We start from the raw sequence: 16440 nt of genomic DNA on the forward strand, positions 1-16440 counted from the left end.
ATAACGAATGGGCAAGAAGCTGTGAAGGTTCTTGCCCATTTTTGTTGCAATAATTCTATTTTAGGTATTGAAAGTGTCAAAAAAGAGTTTATAATAAACTTGGATACCGTTTATAATAAACCCCTTCGTTATTTATTAAAAACTTGAATAGAGTTTATTCGATTTCGAGGTTTTTGTGTAAAGAAGAAAGAATGATTGCAATGAATCACTGGCATCTTCTTTTCTTATTTGGTAAATAATAGGTACAATAGGCTGAATGATTGTATTGATTATATTATTTTACAATATATCATTGTTTTGCTTGATAATCGATCATTCAATGTACAAAGTTCCTGTCGTCTGTTCAATCAGATCGGACTTATGAGTCAGTTCCGGATTGAATAGAAACCAGCATTGAGTCAAAAAAAATGCAGAAATCGTCTGTCATATCATATAATTCTGTAATTTTGTTGTGCAAGCCCTGTAAAACTAAAACAGCATTTCCAAGTTAATCTTTTAATACTAAAAAATACATATAAGTATGAAAATGAATCTTCATTGTTTTGCGAATCTTATCCCGATAATGATTCTCGCGCTTTTCTCGAATAGCGGACTGATAAACGCAACCGAAGTCGGAAAACGTACTGACGCATTGGAAGCATCAGCCTGGAACGACTCTCAATGGATTTCCGCAGTAGACGCCCCTGTAGTGAAAGGACATAACAACGGTCGCGCAGCCGATGGCGCGAGTTGGTTCGTGTCCACCGTGAAAAACGAACAGAAAATTGTCTCTGCCAAGTGGATGACCGCTGGACTGGGAGTTTACGAGTTGTATGTGAATGGGAAACCCGTAGGCGGGGAATTTCTGAAACCGGGCTTCACACACTATGCCAAGACCAAACGTTCTTTCACCTATGATATTACAGACATCATCCGTACCAAGCCAAACGCCGAGAACATGCTTTCCGTACAGGTGACGCCGGGATGGTGGGGTGACAAAATCATAACTCCCGGAGGATATGACGGCATGATAGGCAAGAAATGTGCCTTCCGTGGTGTACTGGAACTAACTTTTTCTGACGGAACCAAGAAGCGCTACGGTACCGATCTCGAAAACTGGAAAGCCGGAATTGCCGGTCCGGTGAAACATGCCGGTATCTTTGACGGAGAAGAGTACGATGCACGCGAACCGATGGGCTTCGAATGTGTGGACAAACTCTCCATACCCGAAGAGAACACCGAATTTTCTGGCGACATTCTGCCTTCGGACGGAGCGGAAGTCTATCTGCGTACAGATCTTGCTCTTGCTCCTATCAGAGCATATATTTGGAAGAATATAGAAGGAGCGAAAGAGAACGAGTTCGGTAAGGTGATTATCGCCCGTGAGTTCGCATCGGGCAAGGAGATGACCGTAAGTCCGGGAGAGACGTTAGTGGTGGACTTCGGGCAAAACTGTGCCGGTGTACCCTCTTTCGTATTCAAAGCTGCCGAGGGAACAGTGTTGACCTGCCTTCCCGCAGAGTTGCTCAATGACGGCAACGGTGCTAAGATTCGTGGCATGGACGGTCCGGAAGGAAGTTGCCACCGTGAAAACCTGCGCATTCCCCACACTGGTATCCGCCTGGATTACACCTTTGCTGCCGGAGATAATTATGTGACCTACTACCCTCATTGCACCTTCTTCGGCTACCGCTACGTCTCCATAACTGCCACCGGAAATGTCTCTATCAAGTCGTTGAAGTCCATCCCCGTTACTTCTATCACAAAGGAACTGGAAACCGGCACTATCACCACAGGCAACGACCTTGTGAACAAGCTCATCTCCAACACTTATTGGGGACAGCTATCCAACTACCTCTCCATACCTACCGACTGTCCGCAGCGCGACGAGCGTCTGGGCTGGACAGCAGACACACAAGTGTTTGCAGAAACCGGTACGTTCTTTGCTAACACCATGAAGTTTTTCCATAAGTGGATGCGTGACATGCGCGACACCCAAAACAGGTTGGGTGGATTCCCCGGAGTGGCTCCCTTGGCACAATACGGTGATGAGAAAATGCGTTTGGGTTGGGCCGATGCCGGAATCATCGTGCCCTGGACGGTATGGAAGCAATTCGGTGACACGCAAATTATTGAGGAGAACTGGAACGCCATGAACCTGTTTATGAACCACATCAACGACACCAAGTATAACCATGAGACCCTCTGTGGCGAGAACGGCAACTACCAATGGGCTGACTGGTTGAGCTACGAACCGCTGGAAAGTTGTAGCGGACTGGCTTTCTCTCCCCAAGGTCCGCTTCCTGATGCCGTCAGCTATTGGAACTATTTGAGCGCTTCCTACTGGGTGATAGATGCTTTCATGATGCGAGATATGGCTGCCGCCACCGGTCGCGATGCTACCAAGTACCAGCAAATGGCTGATTCAGCAAAGGCATACATCAAAGAGAACTTCCTCAACGAAGACGGCACCTTCAAAACCGCCATCCTTAATACCATGCAAACTCCTGCCTTGTTCGCCCTAAAGAACCAGCTTGTGGAAGGCGAAGCCAAAGCGAAGATGATAGACCGCCTGCGCGAAAACTTCGCACAGCACGACCTTTGTTTGCAGACCGGATTCCTGGGCACATCCATCCTCATGGCCACCCTCACGGAGAATGGCATGGAAGACATTGCCTATGAACTCCTCTTCCAACGTAAGAACCCAAGCTGGCTATACTCTGTGGACAATGGAGCCACCACCATTTGGGAACGGTGGAACAGCTATATGATAGACAAAGGAATGGGACCACGCGGCATGAACAGCTTCAATCATTATGCCTACGGATGCGTATGTGAATGGATTTGGGAAACCGTTGCCGGCATTGCAGCCGATCCTGCTACTCCCGGCTTCAAGCACATCATTATGAAGCCCATTCCAGACAAGCGATTGGGACACGTAACTGCCGAATACCGTTCTGCCGCCGGACTCATTAAGAGCGCATGGAAATACGAGGGTGACACTTGGATTTGGGAATTCACCATTCCTAAGGGTGTTACCGCTACCGTAACCCTTCCCGGAGAGATGAAGTCAAAAGATTATGGAAGTGGAACTTACAAGGTGACCAAATAAAGTATATAGTTGCGATAGTTTTTCATGTAGGGATTTGATAGTAAGGCTGTATTCCTCTTCGGGATACAGCCTTCTCTTTTGTTTTGGCAAAATATCTGTCTATGCATTTTTCATCTTTTTTCTCTATGTGGAAGTTTTTTGCACATATATTCTCAATTCCTCGTATCTTTGCATTCTATTAAAACATCACTATGGAATTGAAGCATGGATATTACCATCTGATTGCGATACTTGTAGTTGCTATTTGGGGACTGACCTTTATATCAACCAAAGTACTGATTAATCACGGACTGACCCCACAGGAGATATTCCTTTATCGTTTTCTCATTGCTTATCTGGGTATTTGGGTGATTTCTCCCAAACGTCTGTTTGCGGGTAATTGGAAAGACGAACTTTGGTTGATGGCAGGAGGTCTTTTTGGTGGCTCACTCTATTTCTTTACCGAGAATACAGCTTTAGGAATCACGCAAGCATCCAATGTAGCTTTCATCATTTGCACAGCTCCTTTGCTTACCACCATTCTTTCCCTTCTCTTTTATAAGAGTGAAAAAGCCACCAAAGGTTTGATTTATGGTTCCATATTAGCTTTAATCGGAGTGGGACTGGTGGTCTTTAACGGCAGTTTTGTACTTAAATTATCTCCGGTAGGGGATTTGCTTACTTTACTTGCTGCCCTGTCGTGGGCATTTTATAGTTTAGTGATAAAGAAAATGACGGGGCGTTACCCCACTGTATTTATCACTCGCAAGATATTTTTTTATGGAGTATTGACCATACTTCCCGCCTTTCTTCTTCATCCGCTGCAACCGAATCTTGATGTACTTTTAAAACCGATTGTATTATCCAATCTTTTGTTTCTAGCTGTTCTGGCTTCCTTGATATGTTATGTCCTCTGGAATGTGGTCTTAAAACAGTTGGGAACTGTTAGAGCTTCCAGTTATATCTATCTCAATCCGTTGGTGACAATGGTGGCATCCGTAATCATTCTTCACGAACAAATCACGTGGATTACATTATTGGGAGCAGGTTGCATTATATTTGGAGTCTATCAGGCAGAAAAGAAATAAATAGGTAAAACCACACAAGAAATAACAAATATAAGAGTGACAAAAAGGAAAAAGAAACGCATTAGTGAAAAGATGCGGAGATACAATCTCAGTTTACAGCGTCCCCAAGAGGAATTCCGTCGGCGTGTGATAGAGTCGGAGAGAATGAGGAAGGAAAGGGAACTGGAAGAAAGGAGGAGAGAACGGTGGAGAAAATGGAAGAAATGGCTTGGATTAGCCGATTTTACTGAATATGACGGTCCGTTTCCCATTTTTATATCTGCAGTGTTCTTTTTAGTGATTTTTTTAGGTGGGATAAGTTTATGCGTTTTAGGATTGTTCAAGGACCCATATAAGATTCAAATAATGCCAATCTTATATGGTATACTTTTAACCATTTGGAGTGCGAAAGCCTTGATAATCTTTTATCCTGTTCTAAAAGCAGTCATAATCGCTTTATTTGAAGACAGAAAAAAGTAGATTTTATTGGAGATAATTCTTTATAATTCTTAGATTTGTATTCTATTACTAGAGTATGAATTAACACTATTATCAAAATGAAAAGAATTTGGGTGGCTCTTTTAGTATTTTCTATGTTGGGAGGAGCTGTATCAGCAAATGCTATTTCTTTTAAACGTAAAAAGACAAAAAAGAAAGAATCTGTTGAGAAAGAAAAAACTGCTTATGATAAACTGTTCTCATCTAATCATTCGAAAGCAGAAGGTTTCATCACTGTACACAAAGTGAAAGAAAAAGTTTATTTTGAACTTCCATTATCGTTGTTGAAACGTGATATGTTGTTGGGCTCTGCAGTTACAGAAATCAGTGATAATAGAAATGCCATTATAGGATCAAAACCTACCGAACCTATTCATTTTCGTTTTGAAAAACTGAATAACAAAATCTGTCTGTCTGCTATTCAAACAGATAATGTGAGTGGTGATAATGACAATCGATTGAAGACGGCTATTGCATTAAGTAACATGGATGCCATATTGCAAGCTTTTGATATTTCTGCTTATAATAATGATAGTACGGCTGTTGTGTTTGATGTTACCGGTTTTTTTGTGGGTGACAATAAGCTAATGGATCCTTTTGATAAATATAGTGCAAATATGTCGAGAGGACGTAAGCGTTCCACTTCTTTCCAAAGTAGCAAGTCGTTTGTTGATGGTTTTAAGGCTTTTAAGGACAATATATCTGTCCGGAGTTGCCTAAGTTATACTTATTCGTTGACCGGAGGTAGTGGAAAAGACATTAAGGACGAACCTCTGACTGCAAAGGTGACACGTTCTATCCTGTTATTGGATTCTGTTCCTTACCGTCCCCGATTGATGGATAGCCGGATTGGTATTTTCCCGACTATAAAAAAAGAATATTCGGCAACCAAACAGACGATGCGGGCAATCTATTATGCAAATCGCTGGCGTTTGGAGCCTTCTGATTTAAAAAGTTATGTAGAGGGTAAAAAGGTGACACCTGTGAAGCCGATTGTTTTTTATGTAGATAGTTGTTTCCCTGATAGTTGGAAAGCATCTATATTTGAAGCTGTCAACCAATGGAATGAGCCATTTGAAAAAATAGGTTTTATACAAGCTATCCAGGCTAAAGAATTTCCGAAAGATGATCCGGAATTTGATGCGGATAATTTGAAATACTCTTGTATTCGTTATGCACCGATTGCTATTGAAAATGCAATGGGTCCCTCTTGGGTAGATCCGCGCAGTGGAGAAATACTGAATGCTTCTGTATATCTGTATCATGATGTTATAAAGTTGTTGAATAACTGGATTTTTATTCAGACTGCTCAAGCTGACAAACGTGTCCGTCATAAAATTATTCCAAGGGAAGTGATGGATGATGCTTTACGTTATGTCGTTTCACACGAAGTAGGACATTGTCTCGGATTTATGCACAATATGAGTGCTTCTTCCGTCATTCCGGTCGACTCTCTGCGTTCTCCTTCGTTTACACAGAAACATGGTACTACTACTTCTATAATGGATTATGCACGTTTTAATTATGTGGCACAACCCGGTGATATGGAGCGTGGGGTTCGTATGATGCCTCCCCGCTTTGGGCTGTATGATGATTATTTGATCCGTTGGAATTATACACCAGTACCGGAAGCTAAAACAGAGGAAGAAGAGTATGCGATTACTTCAAAGTGGATTACGGATTTATCCGGTGATCCTATATATCGGTATGGAAAACAACAGTCGGATATACTTGACCCTCGTTCTCAAACGGAAGATTTGGGAGATGATGCGGTAAAAGCAACTCAATATGGTGTGAAAAACCTGAAGTATATCTTGGCTAATCTGAACCAATGGCTGGATAAGGAAGATAATGATTATAAACACCGATCTGCTATTTATGATGGTATTATAATGCAGTATTTGACTTATATGTTGCATGTTTATCATAATATCGGTGGCATTTATCTGCATGAAAAACTGGTCGGTGATAAAGTGGAAGCTCTGGAAAGTGAACCGAAGGAGAAGCAAAAAGAGGCAATGAGTTATTTTCTGGAACAGCTGGAAACGATGGATTGGTTAGATAACAGCGATGTATTGGATAAGTTGCCTATGGTTGGTAAACCTTCTGATGCTTTGCGTAATGTGCTGATGAAATTATTGATGGCGGCTCCTGCCCGTGTGGAATTTTCGGCACTGAAAGCTGAAGGCGATAAATATGATGTTGACGAATGTATGAATGACATTTATGAATACATCTGGAGTCCTACTTTGAAAGGGCGTAAACTAACCTCTACTCAAATGAAGTTGCAGAATTTATTTATTAAACAGTTAGCTTCAACGGCAAAGATTAATTGGAATAAAGATTCGAAATCATTGGCAGATGAGGATGTTTGGGAATCGTTAACCACGCTTCATCATAAGATAGGGGAAGGACACAAAGGATGTTGTGTGTCGGACTTGGAACGTATGTTTAATCCTGTAGCCGGATTTGAAGAACCAATGGCCGAGTACTTTGTCCCCAGAAATCAGGAGAGTATGTGTTATGGTTATTTCTTGCGGGTGCGCGACTTATTGAATAATCAAAAGCAACATGCCGATAAAGATACTCGACTTCACTATCAATTATTGCTTCATCAAATGAATAATGCGTTAAACAGATGATTATGAAGAATAAATATATCCTTTTACTTTTTTTGTCGGTCTTTGGTCTGTCCGTTTCTTATCCTTTGGAAGGGGCAGCTAAGAAAAAGAAAAAAACAGAGCAGGTAAAATCGAAGAGTGATTATGAAAAGCTATTGAAAGGTAAATCCAATAGCATGGAGTCCAAGGGATTAATGAATCTTTATTGGATTGAGAATAAGATATATATGGAAATACCTAAGGCTGTTTTAGGTAAACGTCTGTTGATGGGAGGGGTGGTTGATAAAGTCAGTAATCCACAGGAATCGTCCGTGGGATTTCGCCCTGCCACTTCTTTACAGGTGAGATTTTGCCAATCTGATTCGTTGGTCAGACTTTATCGGGTTGCCAATCGTCCGACTACCGGTGATGGCTCTCGTATCGGCGATGCATTGAAAAAGAGCTTTAGTGATATTGTTCTGGAGCAGTTTCCAATCAAGGCTTATTCTCCTGATAGTGCTTTGGTGATTGATGTCACTTCTTATGTGTTTAAAGATGACGAATACATGAATCCGATAGATCCGAAGGCATATAATACAATGGATGGCTGGGTGAAAAGGAAGGCTACTTTTAAACAAGACCGGTCGATGATATCCGGGATTGCCTCTTACTCGGATAATGTATCTATTTCATGCAATATGAGTTATAGTCTTTCCATGTCGTTGTTCGGGCTTTTCCCGATAGCAGACGATATTCCTTTCAGTGCGGTTGTGAAGCGTACATTTATGTTATTACCGGAGGATGAAGATTATCTTCCCCGTTTGGCAGATCCTCGTGTTGGTACTCTATGGAGTGACAAAGTTAGCTTTTCGGATAAAGCGCAAGGAAGTGAAGTGCAGTATTGGGTGAATCGTTGGAATTTGACAGAGGAAAACTCTATTGTCTTTTATGTAGATACTCTGTTGCCCGAAAGCTGGCAGCGCTGTGTATATCGTAGTGCTGATATATGGAACAAGTCTTTCCAGAAGATTGGTTTTCCCAATGCGTTGGTAGTGAAGCCTTATCCTAAAGACGGTACGGTGTTTGATGCCAATAATATTACTAAATCCTGTATTCGTTATATCATTTCACCGTCTAACCAGATTACAGACAACTGTTGGAGTGATCCGTTGACAGGAGAGATTATAAGTGCCAATATTTACATTCCGCACAACTTGGCATCGAAAATACAGTTGGATTATTTCCTGCAAACATCTTCTTTTAATGAGAAGGCTCGTACGTTGCTGCCCGATGAAGGCTTGGTTGAGGAAGCGTTAACGTCTTTATTGTTGAGGCATTGGGGACATTGTTTGGGGTTGAGTGATAATATGGCAGGATCTATTGCTTATCCTGTTGATTCGCTTCGGTCGAAGGAGTTTGTTAAGCAGCATGGGCTATCTGCTTCCGTTATGGACAAGCTCCCCATGAACTATTTGCTTTCTGATGATAGTTATAGTGAAGGAATGCCTCTGGTGCAATCGGTGTTAGGGGTATATGATGATTGGGTAATTCGTTATTTGTATCAACCTATGAAAAAGAATACGCCGCAGGAGGAATTACCCGGTTTGCAATCGTTGATATCTGAACGTAACCACAATCCGTTATTGTTGTTTAAAGGGCCGCAAAACAGGAAAGCGTATTATGACCCTCGTGGAATGGAAAGGGATTTAGGGAATGATGCTATCCGTTCGGCAACAATAGCTTGTGAGAATATAGCGAAAGTAATAAAGAATGCCAACCAGTGGTTGGACAAGGAGGATGTGGACTATGAGCTGCGTGCTGTTTTATATGGTCATATCATCAAGCAGGTGAATGAATATATGAAGCATGTACTGCAACAAGTGGGTGGTATTTATTTGAATGATAGTTACTATGGAGATGTTTATCCTTCTTTTCAATCAGTGCCCAAAGAGGTTCAACGCCAATCTTTTTTATGGATGCTGGATGCGATTGAAAAGATGACATGGATGGATGATAAGGAATTGCTGAATCATTGTGCCTTAACAGGGAGTGTTGCCGATTATTCTCAAAAATTCCTGGGAAACTTGGTATTAGTGCAGTTGAGTAATATCTGGCTTAGTGAAAGTAAATCGAATGATCCTTACACGCAACAGCAAGCTATTTCAGATCTGATAAGTTTCTTATTCAAGGAAGCCAGGATGGGTAAGAGTTCTGCTGATTTTAAGCGTTTTATGCAAGGACAATTCGTGAATGCTGTTATTTCATGGTCGGATGTAAGTCCGGTGAAAGAAAAAGGTTCATCATCCGGTTCTTCTAGCTTTGCGATTGGAGAAACTAATTCTCATTGGGGAATGGAGCCAATTGAAAGCATTTCATATCTGTCTGTTCCGGCAAGAGCTCATTTTTGGTATGGATGTCTGATGGATTTGAAACAGGAATATGTCAAAGCCAAGGCAATGGCACCGACGAAAAAGTTAAGAGAGGATTATGATTATCGGTTGTTTATAATTGAGAAGGCGTTGAGAAAGTAAGATTGAACAAAAGTCTCTCATCCATTTAGGAATTATGGATGAGGGACTTTTATTATTTGAACTTATATTATCTTATTCAGCTACGCGGGTGAATTTATAATTGATGCCAAACATATCTACATCAAATTCTTCATCATAGTCATTATAAGTACTGACAAAGAAATCTGTAGGAATATACTCATGAAAGTAAATGATGATATTGTTATCATCTAGCTTATCAATTCCCATTATTACATCGGCTGGTTCAGACTTTTGAGATGAGAAAAATTTGTTTGCTCCGGAAATAATATAATATGGAGCATCATATTCTTCATCTTTTTCCCAATCAAGAAGACCTTTTTCAATATGATCAAAAGTGACTTTATGTCCACTAGGATTACAAAAGAAGTTTTTTAAGCTTCCGGTAAGATGCGGTATGATTATGTCATTTCCGTCTGTGTGGATGAATTCCAGATAATCATTTTCACTGTTTTTTACGGGTAAGTTTACCATATCTTCAGCAGGAATTTCATACAATTCAAAATTAATTTCATTTGTGATCTCTACAGGTTTCCATTTTCCTAGCATATCTATAAATTTCACTTGGTCAAGTTTTAAAGAATAGGAAATAAAAGATCCTGGATAATAAAGGTCAGAGTCGCCTTCACTAGGTGCTTTTAAATTGATAGTAGCTGTTTTACCTGCATAGTCTTCAGCATCCTCTTGAATTGCAACTGTGAAATGAGCTTGTCGCCCATTTTTAGGTATAGTTATAGAAGTTGGGGCAGTGAAATCAGTACCTATTATCGCACTACTTGATGAACCAATCTCCAAAGGAAATGTAATATCAGAAAGAGCCTTAAAACTTTTTCCACTAATTTCACCTTGAACTTCTACCCATATCTCAACAGTACTTAATACTCGAGAGTAAGATGACGTAAATGAATACATAATACGTTCCTTGGTTTCTATAGGAATGATAGCTATCTTTTTATCTCCCAATACATAACCGTTCACCGGATTAATAGAGAGACGGATTTCACGTCCACTAGTTAAATTGTTTTTAGGTATTAGTATCAATTTTCCACTTGTTTCACCTGCCTTTATCGTGAATTCTTTAGCAGAAATCTCATAATCTTCATTCAGTTCTGCGGTCCCCTCAATATTGACAGGAACTATAAGGTCTGTTTCTGGTGGTACAGATGCCCTAAGTTCTACTTCCAAACTTCCCGAAGAAGGAAGAATATAAATGGATCGACTGAACGAAAGATTAGCAGCCGAAGAATCATCATCACTGCATGAAATGGCTATTATGGGAAATGCCATTACCAATATAAGCAGAATGTTTATGTTTCTAAGCATTGTTTTCATTTTACTCAATCGATTTTATTGGTTAATTGCTTCGTTATATTCATCCCATCGTGCTTGTACTTCTGCACGGTCTTCGGCAGTTAGGATTGTTCCAGTGGGAACAAGATAGTCTGTTGTTACAGATGCTGTTTTCGGAGTTAGTTCTTCTGGTTCACTACAGGACGAGCATATAAATATGCAGTTTGTAACTATTATTGCTGTAATATATATAGTATATTTCATTTTTTGTTTTATTAAAGTTAATACTTAATTTATATACCCGGGATTTTGTATGAGAAGGTCTGGAAATAGTTCTACATCAGCCCTCGGAATAGGATATGTGTAAAGGTACTTTTCTGTAACATATTTTTTCCCATTTGCAGCAATCCAAAATTCTGGTCTTCCATTGCGTTTCAACTCAAACCAACGATCACCTTCGAGAAAGAGTTCCATTCTACGTTCGCAAAGAATGGCGGAAATTAGCTTACTGAGAGGAGCGCCAGTGGCATCTACAGTGATGTTTTGTTTAGCTACTTCAGGTAGATTATCCATTGTATAAGCTATATAATCTTGGGTAATTCTTTTGGAACGAAGGAGATTAAGATATTTTAGAGCTTCTGTTGTATTATTCAAGTGCGCATATGATTCAGCAATAATGAGACATAGTTCTTCACTGCGGAATTTAGTTGTAACCTTTTTGATAGGTATTCGTTGTGCGTTGAATGAATTTGCTTTGCGTATGTCATTTGGGCTACTATTGAATAATTGTACTAGCTCTTTAGATACAGGACGCTGAATAACATTGCTTTGGGCAACAACATAACTTAAGCTTCCTATATCATTTTCATTAGTGTAAGAGGCGATGATAACATTTTTCCCTTTTGAAAGTTTCTGATTTATATTATCCGCATATTCTTCATCTTCTAACATAGGATATTGTTCAAGCACTTCTTTAGCGTATATGATGGCATTTTCCCAGTCTTGTGTCCAAAAGAAAAAACGTGCCATAAAAGCTTTGGTTACCTGAGCCGTAAAGAGGTAGTCTTTATCGGTTACATTGTATAAGAGTGCATTGCGAAATCCTTTTAATATAAATTCTGCTGTTTCTTTTTGGTTCGAACGTTCAGGTTTGGCTTCCATGTCGAATTCATCTACAAGTGGTAATCCTAACGTTTCAGTAGCAGTTTCCGGTTGATAGGGCTCACAAAAACTTTGTAGCAGATTATAATAGCAGATAGAACGAAGACTCCATGCTGTTCCTAGTATGTTTTTTGCCATTTCTGATTCTGTATCTTCCATATTGCTGATGATAACATTGCAGTCTTTGATAACGGAATACAGTTCAGGATAACGTTTTTGATTTGTATTGATACGACTACCGACATATAATTGTGTATTAACAAGGGAACTGGCTAATGTTCCATCCAAATCTTCTGCAAAGAATTCCAAAAGACTTGTATAGTCGGGTTCAGGTATAATTGTAGCATTGGCACCCTTTTCTATCTCGTCCAGCCAATAATGAAGAATTGTGGAATATTCCTCGGCTGTTTTAGGTATAATTTTTCCTTTGGGTTTTACATCCAGATAATTGTTGCATGAGGTAAGTATGAATAGCAAACTGCAACAGGTGAGTATAAGTTGTTTTATTTTCATAGTTATGCTTTTTTAGAATCCTACATTTACGCTAAACATCACAGATCTGCTGACAGGATACGTTGCTCCGGGAGTTTCCGGATCCATACCTTTATAGCTCGTAAAAGTGAAGAAATTATTAAGTGCCATTGAGAAATCCACATTTGAAAGTGCTGTCTGATTTAATAATTTCTTCGGGAGTGAGTATCCTACAATAATACTTTTAATACGTACATATGATAAATTGGTGAGATATGCCCCGCGTGTAATATTTGGATCCATTGGGTTATAATAACCAAAGTTATACGAATCCTTGAAAACGTTCCATACACGCGGATAGGTACCGTCAGTATTGTTGGGTGTCCAACGGTCACCGGCAATTTTCGGTACATTCAGTTGTTTTGTAAATAGGTCATTCTCGAATACCTGTGTTGATTCACTTTGAGTTCCATAACCTGTATTTTGATAAGAAACGGGAGGTTTAATATATTCAAGTACTTTAGATCCTGTTGCATAGGTTCCGTTCACACTTAATCTGACACCTTTATATTCTGCGGTAATGTTGAAGCCACCGGTAATAGGGGCTTCCCCTGTTCCCAGATAAAATTGATAGTTGTCAAATTTATTTAAATCAGTTGCAGTATTGATTTCTGCATCCGGGCGTAATTGGAAAGAGTAAAGACCTGTATCCGGGTCAATACCGGTAAGTCTGCCGCTATAGATAGCCTCCATTGGATATCCTTCCCAGTATCCTGCATAAGAAAGTTTATTTAGTGGGTCCTTATATCTAGTTATCCTATTCATATTATAGGCAATATTGCCAGATAAGGATAAAGTAAAGTCTTTAGTTTTTACAGGAGTTCCATTTAGTGTGGCTTCAATACCTTTGTTTTCTACATTTGCCGTATTATATTGTTGTTTTGAATATCCAGTTGTGGTTAGTACCCGTACACTAGTTACCATATCAGTGGTTTTACGGTAATATCCTTCAATAATACCGGTTAAGCGGTCATTGAAAAGCCCAAAGTCCAATGCAACTTTCATATCTTTCGTTTTTTCCCAGCGCAAATTGGGGTTTGGAGGAGAACTGATACTTCCAATATGATAAACATTATTTGCCACATTGCGATAATCATCAAGGAGATTAATGATAAGTTGCGGACTTACAGCACGGCTGATATTACCAGTGAATCCGGTTGCCAGCCGAAGAGTCAATCTGTTCAATACTGGTTTGATAGATTGCATAAAGTTCTCTTCGCTGATGTTCCAGGCAGCACCTGCGGCCCAGTTCGGATTGAATTGTTGGTCGCTACCGAAGTTGGAGCTGCCGTCTGTACGGAAAGAAGCATTCAATATATACTTTGTTTTATAATAATAATCGGCGGAAGCATAGAAGGAAGCGAACTTCTGCTCATTCCAAGTTTCACCGGAAGAAGCATCCAAAGCAGTCAGATATTCTTTCAGCTTGTCATAGTTAACTCCTTCGGGAGTAGAAGGTAAAGGGGTAATTGTGTTTCCTGTTAGAGAATCATAACCATATCGTTTACTGAAAAGTCCGTTCGACTTGTTCCCGCGGAGTTCGGCGCCTGCTATTAAGGAAATTGCATGGTCGCTGCCGAATTGGTCATCATAAGCAAAGTGTCCGCGTATCATATAGCTGTCATTATCTATATTACGTTGTAAAACTGAAGCATATTCTTTTTGTGACAAGTAGTCAACTGACATGCGGTTATCTAATGCGGCTTTGGTTCCATCGCCATATATTTCTTTCAGACGGTTGGTGGAATAAGTATATGAAGCGAGTCCCACAAAGCGTAATTTGCTGATAATGCTATAATCAATGCCGGCACGTACAGTTGTATTTATATTTTTAGTACGTGAAGAGGTTTCATTCATTTCTCGCATAATATTGAAACCGCTGTCGGGCACTTTCTTTCTGCTCGTAGTTTCATAGTTATATTTACCTAATGTATAGTAGGTTTCATCTGTGCAATAACTGCCGTCTGTATTATATGGTTTTTCGTATGGATTGGCAAAATATGCGTATTGGAATGGGTCGAAAGTACTTAATGCCGGCGACTTGGAATCTTGATAAGACATTGATGCACCAAAATCTAATCTTACTTTTTGGTTGGGAGTCATGGTGAGGTTAGCCGTTATGTTATAACGGTCGTAATTATTGTTTTTTAATAAACCTGCATTGCGTGTGTATGCTAATGATGTATAATAGGTGTATTTCTCACCTCCTCCACTGATGGATAAGTTGTGTGTTGTTGATACTCCATTCCGGAACAGTTCGTCGTACCAGTTAGTGTTGTTCTGACTTAATTCGTTGAGATAGGCGTCTTGTTGTTCTTTATTCCAGCCGCTAAAACGTCCTTTACCGGAACGTACAATACCAACTATACCTACCACTGGATAATCTGTTTTACCTTCTCCAAAGTAAGGGGCAGAGAATTCATCCCATAATCCTTGTTCAAAAGCAATTTTTTCTTGGGAATTCATTAAAGAATAATCCCTTTGTGGCGATAGTGTGACAGAAACGTTACCGGAATAATTGATTCTTGTTTTCCCTTGTTTCCCTTTTTTAGTGGTTACTACAATAACACCTCCTGCTGCACGAGATCCATAAATAGCTGTAGCGGAAGCATCTTTTAGGATCGTGATGCTCTCGATATCGCTTGGATTAATACCTGCAATACCATTCATAAACATATCATCGAACTGTCCTGATTTAATTTCCGAACTACTTGGCATATCAGCTATACTTTCTTGTACGGGTACTCCGTCAATAACCCATAAAGGTTGTCCGTCTCCAGTGATCGTGTTGGTACCTCTGATTCGTATTTTTTGTGTACTACCGGGCTGTCCGGTTACAGCTGATACAGCTACACCCGCAATTTTACCTTGCATTAAGGCATCGACAGTCGGTTGGGCTTGATCTTTTAGCTGGTCGGCAGTAATGATGCCTACTGAACCTGTCATCTTTTTAAATGTAGTTTGAGTATAACCAGTGATAACAACCTGATCGAGTTCACTTGTTTCTGCCTCCATCTGTATTTTGATGAAAGAGGTTGTCCCTTTTAGTAAACGCTCTGCATTTTTCATACCGATATAGGAAAAAACAAGCGTTTTCCCTTCATTTACTTCCTTGATGGAAAACTTACCATCAATATCTGTAGTAACACCAACTTGGGGGACTTCCTTATAGCGGACGGAGACGCCAACTAATGGTACCCCACTTTCGTCAGTTACAATACCCTTTACTGTTACCTGTGCATTTGCAAATAATGGTAAAATTAAAGCAAAAAGTAGTGTCAATGAAAAAATGGGAATTTTATTCATAATTGTAATAATTTGGTTTGAATAAATGCAAATGTATTATTATTAGCTGATATAAACAAGAAAAATGATAATATTTGTGTTTAAAATGTGTGCTTTTGTTTGAGCGGATATCAACCGGTGTTTATTATATTTTTATAAAAGTATAGAAATTTGATTTATGGTATATTACGGCTAGCTTTTTGCATTATAGTATATATTGGGGAGTTTGGTTTGGTAAGTAGTAGAAGGTAAGAAAAGAATGGCTCAGTTTGAGAGTTTGGAGGTAGAACAACTATACTCCAAACAGTTCGTTTTTATACGGAAATGATCCCAAGATACTACCGCTGACAATAACTTGTCAATATACAGCTTTTATTTCTTTCTCTTGC

7 protein-coding genes are annotated in these 16440 nt (G+C 39.7%); 4 read left to right on the plus strand and 3 right to left on the minus strand.

From position 1 onward, the window contains the following. The first annotated feature begins 520 nt into the window (after positions 1 to 520). From KSX81_RS12065 to KSX81_RS12080, 4 genes are all read left to right on the plus strand, one after another. Positions 521 to 3091, plus strand: coding sequence for a family 78 glycoside hydrolase catalytic domain (locus KSX81_RS12065; protein ID WP_004322656.1), 2571 nt, complete (start codon positions 521 to 523; stop codon positions 3089 to 3091). A gap of 191 nt (positions 3092 to 3282) precedes the next feature. Further along, positions 3283 to 4158, plus strand: coding sequence for a DMT family transporter (locus tag KSX81_RS12070; RefSeq protein ID WP_004302799.1), 876 nt, complete (start codon positions 3283 to 3285; stop codon positions 4156 to 4158). Positions 4159 to 4694: 536 nt separating this feature from the next. Continuing rightward, a complete protein-coding gene (locus tag KSX81_RS12075; RefSeq protein ID WP_004322657.1) occupies positions 4695 to 7277 on the plus strand; it encodes a zinc-dependent metalloprotease in 2583 nt (860 codons plus the stop codon). Next, positions 7274 to 9766 (plus strand): zinc-dependent metalloprotease, encoded by a 2493-nt coding sequence (locus KSX81_RS12080; protein ID WP_149939139.1) that lies wholly within the window; start codon positions 7274 to 7276, stop codon positions 9764 to 9766. Before KSX81_RS12075 ends, KSX81_RS12080 begins: the two co-directional genes overlap by 4 nt. Before the next feature lie 72 nt (positions 9767 to 9838). Here the strand turns inward: KSX81_RS12080 and KSX81_RS12085 are convergent, their stop codons facing one another. The 3 genes from KSX81_RS12085 to KSX81_RS12095 form a co-directional block, all read right to left on the minus strand. After that, entirely contained in the window at positions 9839 to 11116 is a 1278-nt protein-coding gene (locus KSX81_RS12085) for a hypothetical protein (protein ID WP_004322659.1), read from the minus strand. Between the two features lie 246 nt (positions 11117 to 11362). Continuing rightward, the gene (locus KSX81_RS12090) at positions 11363 to 12748 is read right to left on the minus strand and encodes a RagB/SusD family nutrient uptake outer membrane protein (protein ID WP_217725723.1); all 1386 of its coding nucleotides are present in this window, start codon (positions 12746 to 12748) and stop codon (positions 11363 to 11365) included. 12 nt (positions 12749 to 12760) lie between these two features. Next, positions 12761 to 16072 carry a SusC/RagA family TonB-linked outer membrane protein gene (locus tag KSX81_RS12095; protein WP_004322662.1) on the minus strand — a complete coding sequence of 1104 codons (3312 nt, stop codon included), beginning with the start codon at positions 16070 to 16072 and terminating at the stop codon, positions 12761 to 12763. Positions 16073 to 16440 lie beyond the last annotated feature (368 nt).

Origin of the sequence: Bacteroides sp. MSK.18.37, assembly GCF_019129155.2 — a bacterium.
Classification (GTDB): domain Bacteria; phylum Bacteroidota; class Bacteroidia; order Bacteroidales; family Bacteroidaceae; genus Bacteroides; species Bacteroides ovatus.